Origin of the sequence: Pseudomonas sp. NPDC088414 (assembly GCF_044753325.1) — a bacterium.
Lineage (GTDB): Bacteria > Pseudomonadota > Gammaproteobacteria > Pseudomonadales > Pseudomonadaceae > Aquipseudomonas.
In genome coordinates this window covers 494,081-510,122 of record NZ_JBIVMY010000001.1, presented here as the reverse complement: position 1 = coordinate 510,122, position 16,042 = coordinate 494,081, and the positions used below count along the sequence as shown (strand labels likewise).

Here is a 16,042-nt window from a genome sequence, read left to right as displayed (position 1 = left end):
GATTTGAGGGACGCCAGGGCGTAAAGCCCTGGCGAGTCGCAGGTATTACTTCTTCTTTTTCGCCGGCTTGTCAGCCTTCTTTGCATCCTTGGCCTTTTCCGGCTTGCTATCGGCTTTTTTTGCAGACTTTTTCGGTTCGGCGTCTTTCTTCTTGTCTTTCTTGTCGGAGGACTTGGAAAGCGCCGAAGCTGCCGCTGATTTCTTTTCCGGCGAGGACTTTTTGTCTTTCAAGTCCTTGCTGGCTTTCGAAGCATCGTCTTTTTTGCTTTTCTTCTCGTCTTTAGCCACGTTGACCACCTCTCGGAATGTGCCGGTATTGGCACCGAGCCTGTGCGATTGATCACAAGCTGATCGTTAGGCGTGGGCGTTCGGGCGGGGTTCAGATTATTTAGAGTTGGAGAGCGTTTAACCAAGAGGCCAGCAATTTTTGAAGTGGATTTCAATCAGGCCGGCAAATAGCCCATGGAGGCGCAGGGGTAAACTTTGACTCGATCCACTGTTTGAAAGCTATTACCACGGCGCTGGGAAACTTGGCTGACGGCCTGACCAGGTAAACCCCACCAGCGGTGTCGAGTTGCCAGTCCGGAAGAACGTGAAGCAATTTTCCTGCAGCAATGTCATGGCGCATCAGCCATTCGCCTGCGCCGAGTATCCCTGAATCAGCGCAAGCGGCGGCAAGTAACGATTCGCTGTCGTTGGCCGTGAGGTTTCCTTTTGGCGCGACTGTTTGCAACTCGCTGCCGCGAAAAAGCCTCCATTGCGGAAAAGACGCAAGGCCACTAAAGCGAAGGCAATTGTGCTTGATCAGGTCGTGTGGATGGTCGGGCATGCCATGCTTTTCTATGTAAGCGGGCGAAGCGCCGAGGATCCGGCGGTGGTCACTTAACCGTTTGGCGATCAGTCGGTTGTCTTCCAGTTCTCCGATTCGGATCGCAGCGTCGAATCCTTCGTCGATGATGTCCACCAGGCGTTCGCTATAGTCTGCGAGGATCGAAACGTGCGGATGTTCCTTGAGAAACTCCGGCAACATCGGACCAAGCCAGCGCCGTCCCATGGCTGCCGGCAGTGCAAGCCGCAACGTTCCTCGAACTTCGCTGGCACCTTGCGTCGCCTGCTGTTGCGCTTCATTCATCAGGTTGATGGCCGAGCGCAGATGCTGCTCAAGCTTGGCACCTACTGGCGTAATTCGAACCTGACGGGTTGAACGCTCGACGAGACGCACACCGAGGCGCTTTTCCATGGCGGCCAGTCGTTTCGATACGACGGTTGGGTGTCGCTGCAGGAGCCGACCTGCAGCGACAAACGAGCCTTGGGAGGCAACGGCCAGAAACGCAGCGATTTCGTCACTGTGCTGACTATTCAGAACATCAAGATTCATGGTTTTAGAATGATCGCCCCCGATGACTGCCCCGACTCCAATGCCGTATGTGCCTGCGATGCATCTTTCAGAGCGTAGCTGGCCCAAATCCTGGGCTTGATAATACCTGCGCCTATGGCGGCCAGCACATCCTGCGCCCGTTCCTGGTACTCACAGGCACTGGCGGTGTGTGCTGCCAGTGAAGGACGTGTGAGGAACAGCGAGCCTTTAGCATTGAGCGTCGACAGTTCTACAGCTGAGGGCGCACCTGACGAGGCCCCGAACGAAACCATCAGCCCGCGTGGCCGGAGACTATCCAAAGACGCCTGGAAAGACGCACGGCCAATAGGGTCGTAGACCACGTCAACCTTTCTGCCCTGGGTAAGACGGCTGACCTCAGACGCCAGGTTGTCGGCATTGAATACCAACACCTCATCACAACCGGATCTCAGCGCTTTTCCGACGCTGGCCAGTTTTGAAACCACACCAATCACTGTCGCCCCCAAGTGCTTGGCCCATGGCACCATGATTTCCCCCAATCCTCCAGCCACGCCATAGATGAGAACTGTGGTGCCCTGTGCCACTGGATAGGTGGTTTTTAACAGGTACTGCGCAGTGATGCCTTTGAACATGACAGCTGCGGCATCATCGAACGACAAGGCGTCGGGTATCTTCACCAGTCGCTCGGCTGGATAAAGTCGGGCCGAAGCATATGAACCAATGGGCCCAGTGGCATAAGCGACCCTATCACCAACGCGCACATTGCTGACGCCCTCACCCACGATGACGACTCGCCCGGCCCCCTCCAATCCGAGTCCGGATGGCAGCGCAACAGGCACCGCACCCTTGCGTTGAGTCACATCGAGGAAGTTGACCCCGATGGCGTCCTGTTCAATCCAGACCTCACCTGGCCCGGGCAGTTGTTCGCTCAACGTTTCCAGACTCAACACATCAGGCGCGCCGAACTGATTAAAGCGGATAGCGGATACCATGGTCGTTTCCTCTAAGGTCAGAAGTCTTCCAAACAGATGCCGCTAGTGTGAGAACTGACTTGCCGACGAACAAGACGGGCTGACTGCACGACATTAATGCATGATTTGCAGCAATAACATCATGGAATGGAGCGCTGCATCAGTTGCGGCGCTGTAAGTACCAACGGTTCAAAATTGTCAATAGCACAGTTGTGCGACTGTTCTGGAGATTGCGCAGTGATAGGCTTTTCTGGCGTGACATACGCGAATGCCCGATCTGTTCAGAAGGCAGGTCGGGGCCAATGTTTAAGCCCGCTGTCAGCTAACTGAAAGGATTCGAACATGAAAAAGTCCATGAATACTCTGGCCATCGCCGCGACACTCGCTCTCGCCGCAACGGTCACAAACGCTGCCGTGCACCCAACCACCATCACTGCTCCACAGACGGTCAAGCAAGTGACCGCTTCGATCAACACGCCTTTCGCAACGCATAGCAAAGCCGGAGAAATCCAGACGGCCAGTCTGGCCAGAAGTTGCTCTGATGAGCGCTATTCCTGGTGGGAATTCAGTGGCTGGGAAATAATCGCCTGCGTCGGAAGCGGTCAGTGGTAATTATTCAAACGAGTCTGGTGCGTGACTTGAGTGCTGAGCGCGCACCAGCACCTGTAGGAGCCAACACGACAGACCTTACGGCCGCCGATTGACCCACTGCCACAACCGCGTCTCTACCCCGCCTCACAAATCCTCCGTTCTGATGCGCGCACATGCACGCCCCGGCTTGGGGTAATCCTCAAAACATAAAGGTAGGTATGACCGGAATGAACGACAGCCGGAAATTCCAGCGGCTGCTGATCAGGTCATCCGGATGAATCGCCGAGTACTGAATTTCCCCGGAGATCCTCACCGGCAACTTGCCGAAATTGAAAATTCGCCCAGCGCCGATCCCGATGGGAAACGTGACTTTGTTGCCGCCCTCGGCCTTCCAGTTGACCGTGACGTTGGGGGTCATGCCGATGCGCCACTGTTCCGGCCCGGGAATCGCCCGCTGAATGAAATACTGCACATTGGTCAGGCTGACGTCCTTGCGCTTGCTATCACCGCCAACCGACCACCAGTGCTGCGGGAACACGCCAAGGGTCCAGTCGGGGCCGAGGTACGCGGCGACGAACGCCGGGCCCAGCGAATATTTGCCCGTACCGAGCACGTCTTCTTCGGCAGTCGGAAACATCGCGGTCGGGCCGAAGCCCCAGACCATCTTGCCACCCCCGGCAAAGCGGATCGGCTCCTTGGGCGAAAACACGCCGACGTAGGCCAGGTCGCCGAAACCGCTGGTACGGTCGAACGGGTCCTGCACGACCGAGGTGAAGTCACCGCGATCGTGCAGAATCTCGTTGGGGCCCATGCCAATCAGGTTACCGGCCTTGCGGTTGACCGGGGCGCTGACGTAGCTGATCGGCAGGCGGTTGATCAGGTTCCAGTCTTCGCCAAGAGAGATCGGAAAGGTCGGCATGAAACTGTATTTGCCGAGCATCCGTGTGCCGTTGCTGTGCGGACCTTTGAGCGCGGTGTAATCGTACTGGTTGAACAGCAGAACAAGGTTGCCCACCGGGTTGTCCATCAGTCTGGATATCTGTTCGGTGGACGGTTCGCAGCCGGCCCTGACCACTTCTTTCAGGTCAATGTCGAAGTCCTGTTGGAGCTGGTGGCATTTTTCCGGATCGACCTTGGCCCCTGCAACTGACGGGGAGCCCAGTTTCGGCAGAGGGCTGGCGGCACAGGCCAAGCCACTGAGCACCGCCCCGCAGAGTGTCAGACTTGATCGAATCCTTATCGATGGCATCGATTTGCCCTCCATTTCACCAGGCGTACTGAAGGCGCAGGGTCCAAGTGTTCACGTCCGGGGAGCTTCTATTGTTTGATCAGATCACTTGGCTTCCAGCTCTGGTCAAAAAACGCCTGCTTCGGCCCATACAACCGCACGATCACCAGGAAGCCTTTCTCCGGTACGGTCTTGATCCAGTTCTTGCCCTCGCCCGGCGATGTCGGGCCGAAGTAGATGTCAGTGGAGCCGTCACTGTTCTGCGCCGGTTTATCCATCTGATTGAGGGACGGGAACGGCTGGCCGTTGTCCAGGCCCGATGCCGTGAGGTTGTCGTAGGCGGTGACCGACCAGAACAACGCCGCCGGGACATTGGCCGGGAGGTTGAGCTTGTAGGTCTGGGCGCCGTCGAGGAACTTGCCCTCGGCGTCTCGGGTAGTCGCGGGATACTTGGCGCCGGCGCCGACCATGTTCATGACCATGCCCGGGCTGTCGGAATAGGCCGAGGTGAAGAACGCCACGCGCTGCTCAAGATTGGTGAAACTGCCGCTGGATTGAAACTCGGTGTTCTCCCCGGCGAAGGTGTTCACGTACTGGCGATCCTTGTAGTACAGACCGCCCGGCTCTTTGTACAGCAGGTGACTGGTCACCACCTTGCTCATCTTGAACGCGGTACGCGCGGCGTCATCCAGCAGCTTGCGTCGTTCGGCATCCGGGGCGAAGGGCTTGCCCTTCTCGATGCCCAGGGTGTGCAGGAAGCCGCGCATATCCATGTCCGCCGGATCGACGGCTTCGGCGTCGATGAAACGCGAGAGCATGTCGAAGTAACGACCGTCCTCGGGGAACAGCATGTTGATCGGTGCGCCGGTGGCGTCGGGGAATTGCATCGGCAGCGCCGAGTCCTTCTTGCCCAGCGGATAGATCTTCGTACGCTCGACTTCGGCTACCGGCACGCTGAGGTCTTTCGGATCCTTGAAAAAGGTCCGCCAGAACAGGAAGACGTTGTTGGTGCGCGAGCGATAGACGAATCCCTCGGTCGGCTCCGGCCCTTTGTAACCAGGCGGGAGCAGCACATAGGTGCCGCCCTTGCCCTTGTCGGGACCCGCCAGGCCAACGTCACCGCGCCAGGTTCTGCCGTCGATGGTCGGCCCGACAATCGGCCGCTGGAAGAAATCATCGAACATGCCCTGCACGCCGGGCGGTGCTTCGACCACCAACGGGCCGTACTTTGCCAGATCCAGATAGCTCATGGCGTAGACCAGATCGGAATTTGGTGTGGTCACCAGAGTCTTGGCGTTGATGCGTTTTTTCCAGGTCGGCAGGATGTTGTAGCCCGCGCCGAACTGCTTCTCCGACGCTTCCTTCATCGACCAGATATTGATCGCCGGCAGAGCCCACAGATACGACTGCACGGCGCGCTGGAACACCAGCTCATCGATCAGGCTGCGCGCGGTCGCTTCGGTCGGGAAGCCTTTTTCAAAAGGCTGATTGGCCAGTTCTTCATAGCGCGTCGCGGCACCAGCGAGGCCGCTTAGGGAGAGGCTTACGGCCAGGGCCGTCAGTGAGGTGCGCAAACGGTTCATGGGCTGTCCTTATGAACGCAGTTGGGAAATCGGTTCAGTTGACCTTGACCACCGCCGGTGGCGTCCACTGGCCATTCATCGCGGCCGCTTCCGGCCAGTAGGCGCGAACATAGAGCGAGAAGTCCGCGCCCTTCGGCGCCGGAAGCCAGTTGCTTTCCTTGTCGGCGCCCGGCGAATCGCTCTGCACATAGAGCGTCAGCGAGCCATCGGCGTTGGTCTTGAGCGACTTGTTCTTGGTACCGAGGGAATAACGGCCCAACGGGTTTTCGGCGAAGAAATGCTGCTGGTTGTACAGCGTCAGCGACCAGAAACCCTTGACCGGCGGCAGCGCGCCTTTGGGGAAGGTCACGCTGTAGCGCTGCGCGCCGTTGAGTCGGACGCCGGACTCGTCGAGATCCTGATAGAAGTACTTGGTCTCGATCTGTTTGTTGACGAAGATGTTCGACCGGGCAACTGCCGTACGCAGAAAGTAGTCAGTGCCGAACGCTGCGCCGTTGTCGATGGTGCTCCAGTGATTGGGCAATTGCTTCCCGTAGTTGCGGAACTGCAACAACGGCTTGACCACGTCTGCATCAGACTTTTGCGCCTCGTCGATCATGGCTTTTTTCAGCTCGGGATCACGTTGGGCAATTTGTGCCAGCACCGCCAATTGCGCATAGCGCGCCTCTTCTCCCGGCAGCGGTTTGGCGTCCTTGAGAATCGCCGGCAGCTCATCGAAGAACTTTTCCGGGAGCACCCAACGCGTTTCCTCGTCACCCGAGGCCTCGGCGGGGAATTTCGGCGACTGGCTCCAGTCACGCTGCTTGAGTTTTCCGTCGTATTTGGACAGCGGGTACATGTCGATGCCCGACAGGTAATGTTGAATGGCCTTGCGATCTTCGGCCGTATCGTCTTGGAAGACCCGCGGAATCACGAAACCGGTGTTGGTCTTTGCACGAAAAACCTGAGTGATGCCCTCAGGCACCTTGCCGTTCCAGTCCGGCCCCACCAACAGATAGAAGCCCGGCTTGGTGGCGTACATCTTTCCTAGCTCGGCGAAGCTGTCGGAGCGCAGGTCCACCACCTGATAAACCCAAAACCGGTCGCCAAAGTCCGGCACCTGAATCACCACCGGTTCGATATCCAGCGCAATGCTGCCCGCACCGTAGACCACATCCTGGTTCGGACAAGCCACCACGCGTTCCCCCGGTGAAATGTAGTCGGTGAGCATCGACAGATGGTTGATCGGCGCCACGGGCACGATGCCCCCCATCAACCCGGCCTGCGGCAGATCCTTGAACTTCAGGCGGCGATTATAAATATTGGCCATCGGCCAACCCCAGAAATACGCCTCCCGCGCCATCATCCGTACGTAGGTTTCGGTCACCTTCACATCGGCTTCGGGGCCGGATACCTGCACTACTGGCGAGGTCTGTGCCTGCACGGCAACTGCGCCGAGCAATACCGCGGTAGCGAGCAGGCCGCTGGCGAATAAAGGTGTTTTGTTCATACGGAAGGCATCCTTGCTTGGGACGGTTTTTCGGCAAACGAATCTTCTGGTGGAAGATTGTTCGTTAGAAAAACCTAGCAGAGGAACAGCGATCAGCCAAAAAAAGGCATGAGAATTTACGATTATATTTCCATTTCTGATAACCGCTTCTCACCGGGGTCTATTTATGAAAGCCTGCTCTTGAACGACTTTGAAGGGTCGTGATTGGCCGAAAATCAATCATTCATAAGCAGTAAGCTTTTTGTTCACTTACTGCGCAGACCCCGCTTGTTACACCCCCCAACGATTGCAATAAAAAACCATCAACCCTTTGCCAGTGAACCTTCTCCTTGAAGTTGTTGCAGCCCCAAGGAGAGATAACAATCAGCCCGCCTGCCGAATGCCACAGGCACACCTGCTTACAGGGTTCTACCACTGGCTTGCTCATAGCTCGAAAGGAAATGCCGCCACTGCGACTCATCCCAGAAAGAATGCCGTCTGAGTTGCGGAATGTCGTGACGCGCCGCGCCCATTGCCGTAACACGACCGCGAGATTTCTCCAGGTCAAGCAGCGCCAGTTCGAAATCGAAGTCTGTGTCGGTAATCGACGCCTTGATAAAGATGTGTTTGGAACGCATGCAACCGTGCTGCCATTTGCCCGAGTGCATCCGCGCCAGCATTTGCGCTAAACGTTCAAGAAGTCGCAGATGCTGCGCGGTGGTCAACAGGCTTGCGGCGCCCTGGCTATACCAGGTATCCAGATCAATGAAGCCGCCCAGGTCTTTGGTAACCAAGACACCCTGCCATACGCCATCGACTTTTCTCGCGCCATAAAATACCGGTCTTGGCGCATTCACACCCAGTTGCTGGAGTCTTGAAAGGGCAATGCCTTCACGCAATGCGGTGGGTCGGCCAGTGGGGTAACGGAGGCTGCGGAACAGATGGCCAGTCTGGCGCTTTACGAAAAACGTCTTGTCACCTTGAACGATCAACTGGACACCGCTGGTACCGCTGCGGCGCACATTCGGCGGTTCCACCCACGACCCGGACGTACTCCACCAGAAATCAAATTCATCGCCTGCCCTGCCCATTGTGCGCTCCATTTATTGTAGAAATCGTTTCGTGCGACGTTTGCATGAGGGTCGCAACAGCAGCTCAGTCTGTTGGTGGACGTTAATAGTTCCCTCGTTGTTCGCGGATTTTAGGATCAGCTTGGGGCCTTTACGCAACCACGTGACGAAAATTGGTTGTTGAGGGGGCTTAGCCCTTGCGGAGTGAACTGCACACTGGTGCGGGTATTCAGGACCGCCGTCAACCGAGTCGCGAGGGTTCTTCCGACTGTTTTTCAATCAACCTGAACGCCCACTAAAATTGACCCAGATCATGATTCAATTCAATTGATGGAAATAACGAGCAACGTCCTTGATCCGCATTTTCTTTGTGCTAAAAGTATTGCCGCCAATGGCTCCTTACAGGGATGAGTAAGGGTTTGCTCATCCGCAGCCATTGCCCACGGATGCATACTTTCAACAAGGAAGTCATATGAAAATAGTTGGGCTGTCCGGGATTCTCCCGTCACGCATCGTCAGCAATCAGGACGTTATAAACCTGGTCGAGGAACACTCTAAAGATACCTTCCAGGAAGACTTGCCTAAAACATTGAAGACCATCAGCAAGTTGCTTGAAAAAAGTGGCAGCGGCACGCGTCACTGGCTGGGTGCCAACGAAACGCCGATGGAGCTGATGGAGACTGCATTCAACTCGGCGCTCGCCCAAGCCAATATCGACAAGGCCGATCTGGATCTGTTGATCTACCCGAACGTCACCCGCGGCTTCATCGAGCCGGCCAACAGTACGTTCCTCGCCAAGGCGCTGGGCCTGAGCTGCAGAAACTTCGATGTGGTCGACGCCTGCAACGGCTGGGTGACAGCCATGGATGTCATCAACAGTAAAATGCAGGCCGGCGAGATTCGCTACGCGGCGATCGTCAATATGGAATTTGGCATGTCTGCTGGCGGGCCGGTCATGCCCAAGAACTTCTCTTTGCAGTCGCCGGCGGAACTGGCTTACAAGTTCCCGAGTTTTACCATTGGCGAAGCTGTGACCGTCACCATCCTCAGTCATGAGGCACCGGGCAACTTCAAGTTCTCGTACATCAACCGGCCGGACTTGAGTGACTTGTCGACAATTTCCCTGCCGGACTGGAAACTGTTCTGCAATGAGGAGGATATTCCTCGTATTTCACCAACGGGTGGGCAGTATCAATTCAATTCCTACGCGGCAGCCTTACATGAAGATGGCCGCAATGAAGCGATAAAGGTCTTTAATCTGCAAAACATCTCTGCAGCAGATGTTCATAAAGTGTTTATCCATACCGGTTCGCCAAAGATGTGGGAGCACATCGGCCAACTGATCGGTATCGATCACAAGCTGCACCACGTCGGACATAAAACCGGCAATATCATTACCGCGTCCATCCCCTTCGGCATCTTCGATGCGATGAGTCGGGGCGAAGCCGAGAAAGGCCAGTTTTGCATGGGTTGGGCAGGCAGTGGCGGGATGGTTTTCTCGGCATTGTCGTTTACCTTGTAGGGCTTGATGCAGCTTGCCGCCATGAGGCGGCAAGTTGTTCGACCCAGTTGACGACAGGAACCTGACCCAGTCATTTCAACGTGTCATGGCTGATCAACGTCTTCGGCTCCAAATACGCGCTCATCCCCCACCTACCCATTTCGCGCCCAAGGCCTGAATGCTTGAATCCACCGAAGGGAGCGCGCGGTTCGTGGGTCAGGGTGTTGATGAGCACGCGTCCCGCATCGATCTGACGGGCTACGTTCATACAACGTTCAGCGCTTTTTCCCAGTACCAGGGCGCTCAGCCCATAGTCCGTATCGTTGGCAATGCTGATCGCATCGGCATCCTCCTCGTAGGGGATGATCGTCAATACGGGCCCGAAGATTTCCTCACGTGCGATGCGCATCCGGTTGTTGGCATCAGTGAAGATCGTGGGCTTCACAAACCATCCGGCATGCAAGCCTTCCGGGCGACCTTCGCCACCCGCCAGCAACCTTGCGCCTTCTTCCTGGCCGATACGGATGTAGCGCTGCACCCGTTCCCATTGTTTCTGGCTCACCATCGGACCGATATCGGTGTCGGTGTTACGCGGATCGCCCGATCGGATCTGTGAGACGCCCTCCTGCGCAATCCGCTCAAACTCTGCCAGCCGGCCGCGCGGCACGAGAATGCGAGTGCCCGCGATGCACGCCTGACCGCTGTTGAGAAATCCAGCTTGCAGCACCATCGGCATGACCGCCTGCAGATCAGCATCATCAAGCACCACGGTGGGCGACTTGCCGCCGAGTTCCAGCGTCACACGCTTCATGGTGTCGGCACCGGTTCTGACCAGATGCTTACCGACAGCGGACGATCCCGTAAACGAGATTTTGGCAACGTCGGGATGACCGGCGATCGCCTCGCCAACCACATCACCCCGTCCGTTGACGACATTGAATACACCCGGTGGCAACCCCGCTTCGTGCAACGCACTGACCACGACCTGCGTCTGCAACGCGCTCATCTCGCTAGGCTTGATGACGGCGGTGCAGCCGGTCGCCAGCGCGGTGGCCAGCTTGTTGCAGATGAAGCCCGCATTGCTGTTCCATGGTGTGATCAGACCGGTCACACCCACGGGCGTCAGAATGACCCTGGCCGTGCCGACCTGTTCCTCGAAATCGAACGCCTCCAGAGCATCGATTGCCTGCGCAATCACGTCGGCCGGGTAAGTCGCCATCCAGCGCCCGCGAGCCACAGGTGCACCGTATTCCATGACGATGGCTTCCAGCAGTTCTTCCTCCTTTGCTGCCACGGCCCGGTGCATGCGGTGCAGTGCCGCAATGCGCTCCTCCCGGCTAGTACGGGCCCACGCCGGGAATGCAGCCTTGGCGGCTGCGATCGCACGCTGTGCGTCCAGTGCATCGCCCAGCCGAACCTGAGCGATGATTTCCTCGGTGCTCGGGTTATGAAGGTCAAACCATTCCTCACCGTTGGGAAGAACGAACTCGCCGTTGATGTAGATATGTTCAATGCGTTGCATGGCGACTCCTCGCTCAAAACGACTCGTCTGAATCGAGCCTCTGTGATGAAGTCTAAGAAGGGTTCATTATTCCGATAAGCCATCCTTTGGCTGATGAAGCATCCTTATATTCAGGACGATCCATGCACAGAACAGGAATGACCGAGCTGGAAGTGGTGTTGGCCGTGGCGCGGCGCAGCAGTTTTCGCGGCGCTGCACAGGAGCTGGGCATGTCCACTACTGCCGTGAGCAGCGCGGTGGCCGGTCTGGAAGCACGCCTGAAAGTGCGGCTGTTCAATCGCTCCACACGCAGCGTTGCCCTCACCGACATTGGGCGACGCTATGTGGCACGCATCGCACCTGCGTTGGCACAGATCAAAAGTGCCGGCGAAGAAGCCAGCGTCGGCCCCGATGAGCCGAGCGGCACATTGCGCATCAATGCACCGCATGGCGCGGCCTACCTGCTGCTGGATCCGCTATTGAAGCAGTACGCTCAGCGCTATCCCGACGTACGTATCGACATCGTCAGCGAATCAAGCATGGTCGACATCATCGCCGGTGGCTTCGACGCCGGGATTCGCCTCGCGGAGTCCGTGCCGCAAGACATGATTGCCGTGGCACTGTCAGGTGACATTCGGATGCTTGTGGTCGCAACGCCCGAGTACCTCGAACGCCACGGCGTGCCCGAACATCCCCGAGATCTGCTCACCCACCGGAGCATCGGCATGCGCATGGCCCATGGTGGCCTCTACCAGTGGGAACTGGAGCGCGATGGCCAAAAGTTGCAGATGGATCTGCCGGTGAGCTTCGCCTCCAACGAAATGCTGGCAATCAAACAGGCGGTGTTGTCGGGCCTTGGCATTGGTTTCATTTCCGAGTGGTTCATCCAGCAAGAGCTGGCAAGCGGCGCCCTGCTGCCGGTGTTGATGCCGTGGTGCCCGTCATTTGGCGGACTGAGGCTCTATTACTCGGGCCATCGCTTCGTGCCCGCGCGGTTGCGCGCATTGATTGAACTGGCGCAGGAGTTGCGGCCCACTTTGGTTTGATCCTGTTTTGCCCACTGGATAGCCTGACTTGTGGGGCCCAGTTTGGCTTCACCGTCGAATTCAGGCACCCATCTCAAAAAACGTACATGACTTGGTCAATCCGGATTTTGATTGCCAGAGCCTTGCGTGACCGACAGGTCTCCAATACGACCGCATGGTATTCACATGTCGATATCAGACACGACCACGACGCAATCAGGCTATTGAATCGGCAGCAAGGCCGGCTAAGGTGCCGTGTCTTCCTATCAAAACAATCCCGGTCAGATCATGGGATTGATAAGAACTGCGGCGGTTGGACGGGCTTCTCTCGGGAGTTCAGCAGGCAACGATGGTGCTCGATCGTGTGCCCGTTCAATGGCTTAAATGTCGATCAGCAGAGAATAAAAATACCGATGATCAGCCCGAACTCCATGGATTCGAGTAGCCAATTGGCGCAGGGCTTCAAGCCTCGTCACGTCACAATGCTGTCCATCGCCGGGATTATCGGCGCCGGTTTGTTTGTCGGTTCAGGACACGCGATTGCCGCTGCAGGGCCGGCGGTGCTTCTCGCCTATCTGTTTTCAGGTTTGCTCGTCGTGCTGGTCATGCGCATGCTTGGCGAGATGGCGGTGGCCAATCCGGACACCGGTTCGTTCTCCACCTACGCCGACCAAGCCATCGGCCGCTGGGCCGGTTTTACCATCGGTTGGCTGTACTGGTGGTTCTGGGTGTTGGTGATTCCCATCGAAGCACTGGCGGCCGGGCATGTGCTGCACCAATGGTTCCCCCAGGTCGATGCCTGGCTGTTCGCGTTGGGATCGATCATTGCGCTGGTGGTGACCAACCTGTTCAGCGTGTCCAAATACGGTGAATTCGAGTTCTGGTTCGCGATGGCCAAGGTTGTGGCGATCATCAGTTTCATCGGGGTCGGTTTTGCCGTGTTGATGGGCTGGGTGCCCGACCGCGAAGTCAGCGGGTTGAGCGGTGTGATGGCCGAGCACGGCGGATTTGCGCCCAACGGTTTGTCGGCAGTGGTCGGTGCTTTCATCACGATCATGTTCAGCTTCATCGGTACGGAAGCGGTGACCATCGCGGCCGCCGAATCGAATAATCCGGCGCAGAACATTGCCAAGGCTACCCGCTCGGTGATCTGGCGCATCGGCGTGTTCTACCTGCTGTCGATCTTCGTGGTCATCTCCGTGGTGCCCTGGAATGATCCGCTGCTGGCCTCGGTGGGCTCATATCAGCGCGCCCTGGACATCATGAATATTCCAAACGCCAAGTTCATGGTCGACGTCGTCGTCCTGATCGCCGTGGCCAGTTGCATGAACTCCTCGATCTACATTGCCTCGCGCATGCTGTACTCGCTGGGCCGTCGCGGCGATGCACCGAAAGCGCTGAAGGCGACTTCCGCGCCCGGTGTGCCACGGGCCGCCGTGATCGCCAGCACCGTGCTGGGTGCGTCGATCACCGTGTGGAGCTACTTCATGCCCGCCGGGCTGTTCGAGTTCCTGCTGGCCAGTTCCGGGGCGATTGCCTTGCTGGTGTACCTGGCGATTGCGGTGTCGCAGCTGCGCATGCGGCGGATATTGCAACAGCGCAAGGTCGAGCTGACCTTCCGCATGTGGCTGTTCCCATGGCTGACGTGGCTGGTGATCGGGTTCATCTGCGCGGCGCTGGCGGTCATGATGATCACCCCGCAGCATCGCACCGAAGTCACCACCACCATTGGCCTGGCGCTGGCAATCTCCTTTATCGGCCTGATCACGTCGCGTCAGCCTGCATCGGCCGCACAGGCAACGTCGGTGGGTCAGGCCTGATCCATCGCCTCGACCACGCCTTTGTCCTCGCCCAGAAAGCCGCCGCTCTGATGCGCCCACAGCCGCGCATACACGCCGTTCTTCTCCAGCAGTTCGGCGTGGGTGCCCTGCTCGATGATGCGCCCGTCGTCCATGACAATCAGCCGGTCCATCGCTGCAATCGTCGACAGTCGATGTGCGATCGCGATCACGGTCTTGCCCTGCATCATGTCATCGAGGCTTTCCTGAATCGCCACTTCGACTTCCGAGTCCAGCGCGCTGGTGGCTTCGTCCAGCAGCAGGATCGGCGCGTTCTTCAGCATCACTCGGGCAATCGCCACCCGTTGGCGCTGGCCGCCCGATAGCTTGATCCCGCGCTCGCCCACCAGGGTGTCGTAGCCGGTATGGCCCTGGCGGTCGCTGAGTTGGCTGATGAACTCATCAGCCTGCGCATTGGCGGCGGCGCGGCGGATCTGCGCGTCGGTGGCATCGGGGCGACCGTAGGCGATGTTGTCGCGAATCGAGCGGTGCAGCAGCGAAGTGTCCTGGGTGACCATGCCGATCGCGCTGCGCAGGCTGTCCTGGGTCACGTGCGCAATGTTCTGACCGTCGATACGAATCTCGCCGCTGTCGACGTCATAGAAACGCAGCAACAGGTTGATCAGCGTCGATTTGCCGGCACCTGAGCGCCCTACCAGACCGATTTTTTCACCGGGTCGAATGCTCAGGCTCAGGCCATCGAGCACCTGACGCTCGCCACCGTAGTTGAACTTCACCTTGTCGAACGTCACCGCGCCGCCAGAGGTCACCAGCACGCCGGCATCCGGTGCGTCCTGCACCTTGGTGCCTTGGGTCAGCGTTGCCATGCCGTCCTGAACGGTGCCGATGCTTTCGAACAGCGAGGTCATCTGCCACATGATCCAGTTCGACATGCCGTTGATCCGCAACGCCATGGCAGTGATCGCCGCCACCGCACCGGCGCCGACATCACCCTGGTGCCACAGCCACAGGGCATAACCACCGGCAGACATGATCAATGCCACCACCAAGGCCTGATTGACGATCTCGAACAGGCTGACCAGACGCATCTGGCGAAACCCGGTCAGCTTGAAATCTTCCATCGCCGCCCGCGCGAAGTGCGCTTCGCGATTGGAATGGGAAAACAACTTCACCGTGGTGATGTTGGTGTACGCGTCGGCGATACGCCCGGTCATCATCGAGCGCGCATTGGCCTGTTCCTGGCCGACCTTGCCCAGACGCGGCACGAAGTACCACATGGCCAGCCCGAACAGCACAACCCAGGCGAGGAACGGCAGCATCAGTTTCAGCGCAAAACCGCCGGCCAGGGCGATGATCGCGATGAAGTACACGCCGATCCCGGGCAAGATCTCGATCATGGTGAACAGCACGTCACGCACCGCCAGCGCGGTCTGCATGACCTTGGTCGTGACCCGGCCGGAAAACTCATCGGAGAAAAACGAAAGGCTTTGCCGCAGCATCAGTCGATGGAAATCCCAACGCAGACGCAACGGCAAATTGATCGCCAGAATCTGGTGCTGAACCATGGTGCGCAACGCCACCAGCCCGACACTGAGCACCATGACGATGCCCATGCCCCACAACACGCGGCGCTCCTGCGCGGCCGCCTCACCACCGGCCTGCCAGGTCGAGAGCAGATCCACGACCTGACCGAGGAAGGAAAACAGCCACGCTTCATAAATCGACACAGCGGCACTGAGCAACGCCAGCGCCAGCACGTAGCAGCGTGCACCCCGGGTGCAGGCCCAGAGAAATTTAGCCAGACCGTTGGGTGGCGGTGGCACCTCGTCGGGCGGGAAAGGGTCGAGTCTTCGTTCAAACAGACGAAGCATGGTGTTCTCCTGAACTTACAAGTCAGGGAGATTCTGCCACCGATCGGATCCTGCGAGGTCTTTGTGAAAAAGTGTGT

At 58.0% G+C, this 16,042-nt stretch carries 13 protein-coding genes; 4 read left to right on the top strand and 9 right to left on the bottom strand.

The annotated features are described in order from the left end of the window. Nucleotides 1–45: 45 nt before the first annotated feature. From ACIP8I_RS02245 to ACIP8I_RS02235, 3 genes are all read right to left on the bottom strand, one after another. A complete protein-coding gene (locus tag ACIP8I_RS02245; RefSeq protein WP_103367089.1) occupies nt 46–288 on the bottom strand; it encodes a hypothetical protein in 243 nt (80 codons plus the stop codon). A gap of 151 nt (nt 289–439) precedes the next feature. Next, on the bottom strand, nt 440–1,378 hold the full coding sequence (locus ACIP8I_RS02240) for a LysR family transcriptional regulator (RefSeq protein WP_027611778.1): 939 nt from the start codon (nt 1,376–1,378) through the stop codon (nt 440–442). Then, entirely contained in the window at nt 1,375–2,349 is a 975-nt protein-coding gene (locus ACIP8I_RS02235; protein WP_400758333.1) for a quinone oxidoreductase family protein, read from the bottom strand. The genes ACIP8I_RS02240 and ACIP8I_RS02235 overlap by 4 nt, the downstream gene beginning before the upstream one ends. 321 nt (nt 2,350–2,670) lie before the next feature. Between ACIP8I_RS02235 and ACIP8I_RS02230 the strand changes: the two genes are divergently transcribed. Further along, complete coding sequence (locus ACIP8I_RS02230; RefSeq protein ID WP_400758331.1) at nt 2,671–2,940, top strand: hypothetical protein; 270 nt, start codon at nt 2,671–2,673, stop codon at nt 2,938–2,940. 178 nt (nt 2,941–3,118) lie between these two features. Here the strand turns inward: ACIP8I_RS02230 and ACIP8I_RS02225 are convergent, their stop codons facing one another. The 4 genes from ACIP8I_RS02225 to ACIP8I_RS02210 form a co-directional block, all read right to left on the bottom strand. Beyond that, a complete protein-coding gene (locus tag ACIP8I_RS02225; RefSeq protein WP_400758330.1) occupies nt 3,119–4,168 on the bottom strand; it encodes a hypothetical protein in 1,050 nt (349 codons plus the stop codon). A gap of 68 nt (nt 4,169–4,236) precedes the next feature. Continuing rightward, nucleotides 4,237–5,730: a DUF1254 domain-containing protein gene (locus ACIP8I_RS02220; protein WP_400758328.1), complete on the bottom strand. Its 1,494-nt coding sequence runs from the start codon at nt 5,728–5,730 to the stop codon at nt 4,237–4,239. A 34-nt stretch (nt 5,731–5,764) separates the two neighbouring features. After that, nucleotides 5,765–7,219: a DUF1254 domain-containing protein gene (locus tag ACIP8I_RS02215; protein ID WP_400758327.1), complete on the bottom strand. Its 1,455-nt coding sequence runs from the start codon at nt 7,217–7,219 to the stop codon at nt 5,765–5,767. A 398-nt stretch (nt 7,220–7,617) separates the two neighbouring features. After that, nucleotides 7,618–8,289 carry a lipopolysaccharide kinase InaA family protein gene (locus ACIP8I_RS02210; protein ID WP_400758325.1) on the bottom strand — a complete coding sequence of 224 codons (672 nt, stop codon included), beginning with the start codon at nt 8,287–8,289 and terminating at the stop codon, nt 7,618–7,620. Nucleotides 8,290–8,740: 451 nt separating this feature from the next. Between ACIP8I_RS02210 and ACIP8I_RS02205 the strand changes: the two genes are divergently transcribed. Beyond that, entirely contained in the window at nt 8,741–9,790 is a 1,050-nt protein-coding gene (locus ACIP8I_RS02205) for a 3-oxoacyl-[acyl-carrier-protein] synthase III C-terminal domain-containing protein (RefSeq protein WP_400758323.1), read from the top strand. A 70-nt stretch (nt 9,791–9,860) separates the two neighbouring features. On the opposite strand, the gene ACIP8I_RS02200 is transcribed toward ACIP8I_RS02205, so the two are convergent. Continuing rightward, on the bottom strand, nt 9,861–11,291 hold the full coding sequence (locus ACIP8I_RS02200) for an aldehyde dehydrogenase family protein (RefSeq protein ID WP_400758321.1): 1,431 nt from the start codon (nt 11,289–11,291) through the stop codon (nt 9,861–9,863). A 122-nt stretch (nt 11,292–11,413) separates the two neighbouring features. Here ACIP8I_RS02200 and ACIP8I_RS02195 point away from each other — a divergent pair, with 122 nt between their 5' ends. Both ACIP8I_RS02195 and ACIP8I_RS02190 read left to right on the top strand, forming a co-directional pair. Beyond that, nucleotides 11,414–12,316, top strand: a complete 903-nt coding sequence (locus ACIP8I_RS02195) for a LysR family transcriptional regulator (protein WP_400758319.1) — start codon at nt 11,414–11,416, stop codon at nt 12,314–12,316. Nucleotides 12,317–12,708: 392 nt separating this feature from the next. Next, a complete protein-coding gene (locus ACIP8I_RS02190; RefSeq protein ID WP_400758317.1) occupies nt 12,709–14,115 on the top strand; it encodes an amino acid permease in 1,407 nt (468 codons plus the stop codon). On the opposite strand, the gene ACIP8I_RS02185 is transcribed toward ACIP8I_RS02190, so the two are convergent. Next, nucleotides 14,106–15,965: an ABC transporter ATP-binding protein gene (locus ACIP8I_RS02185; RefSeq protein ID WP_400758315.1), complete on the bottom strand. Its 1,860-nt coding sequence runs from the start codon at nt 15,963–15,965 to the stop codon at nt 14,106–14,108. The genes ACIP8I_RS02190 and ACIP8I_RS02185 overlap by 10 nt on opposite strands. Nucleotides 15,966–16,042: the final 77 nt, after the last annotated feature.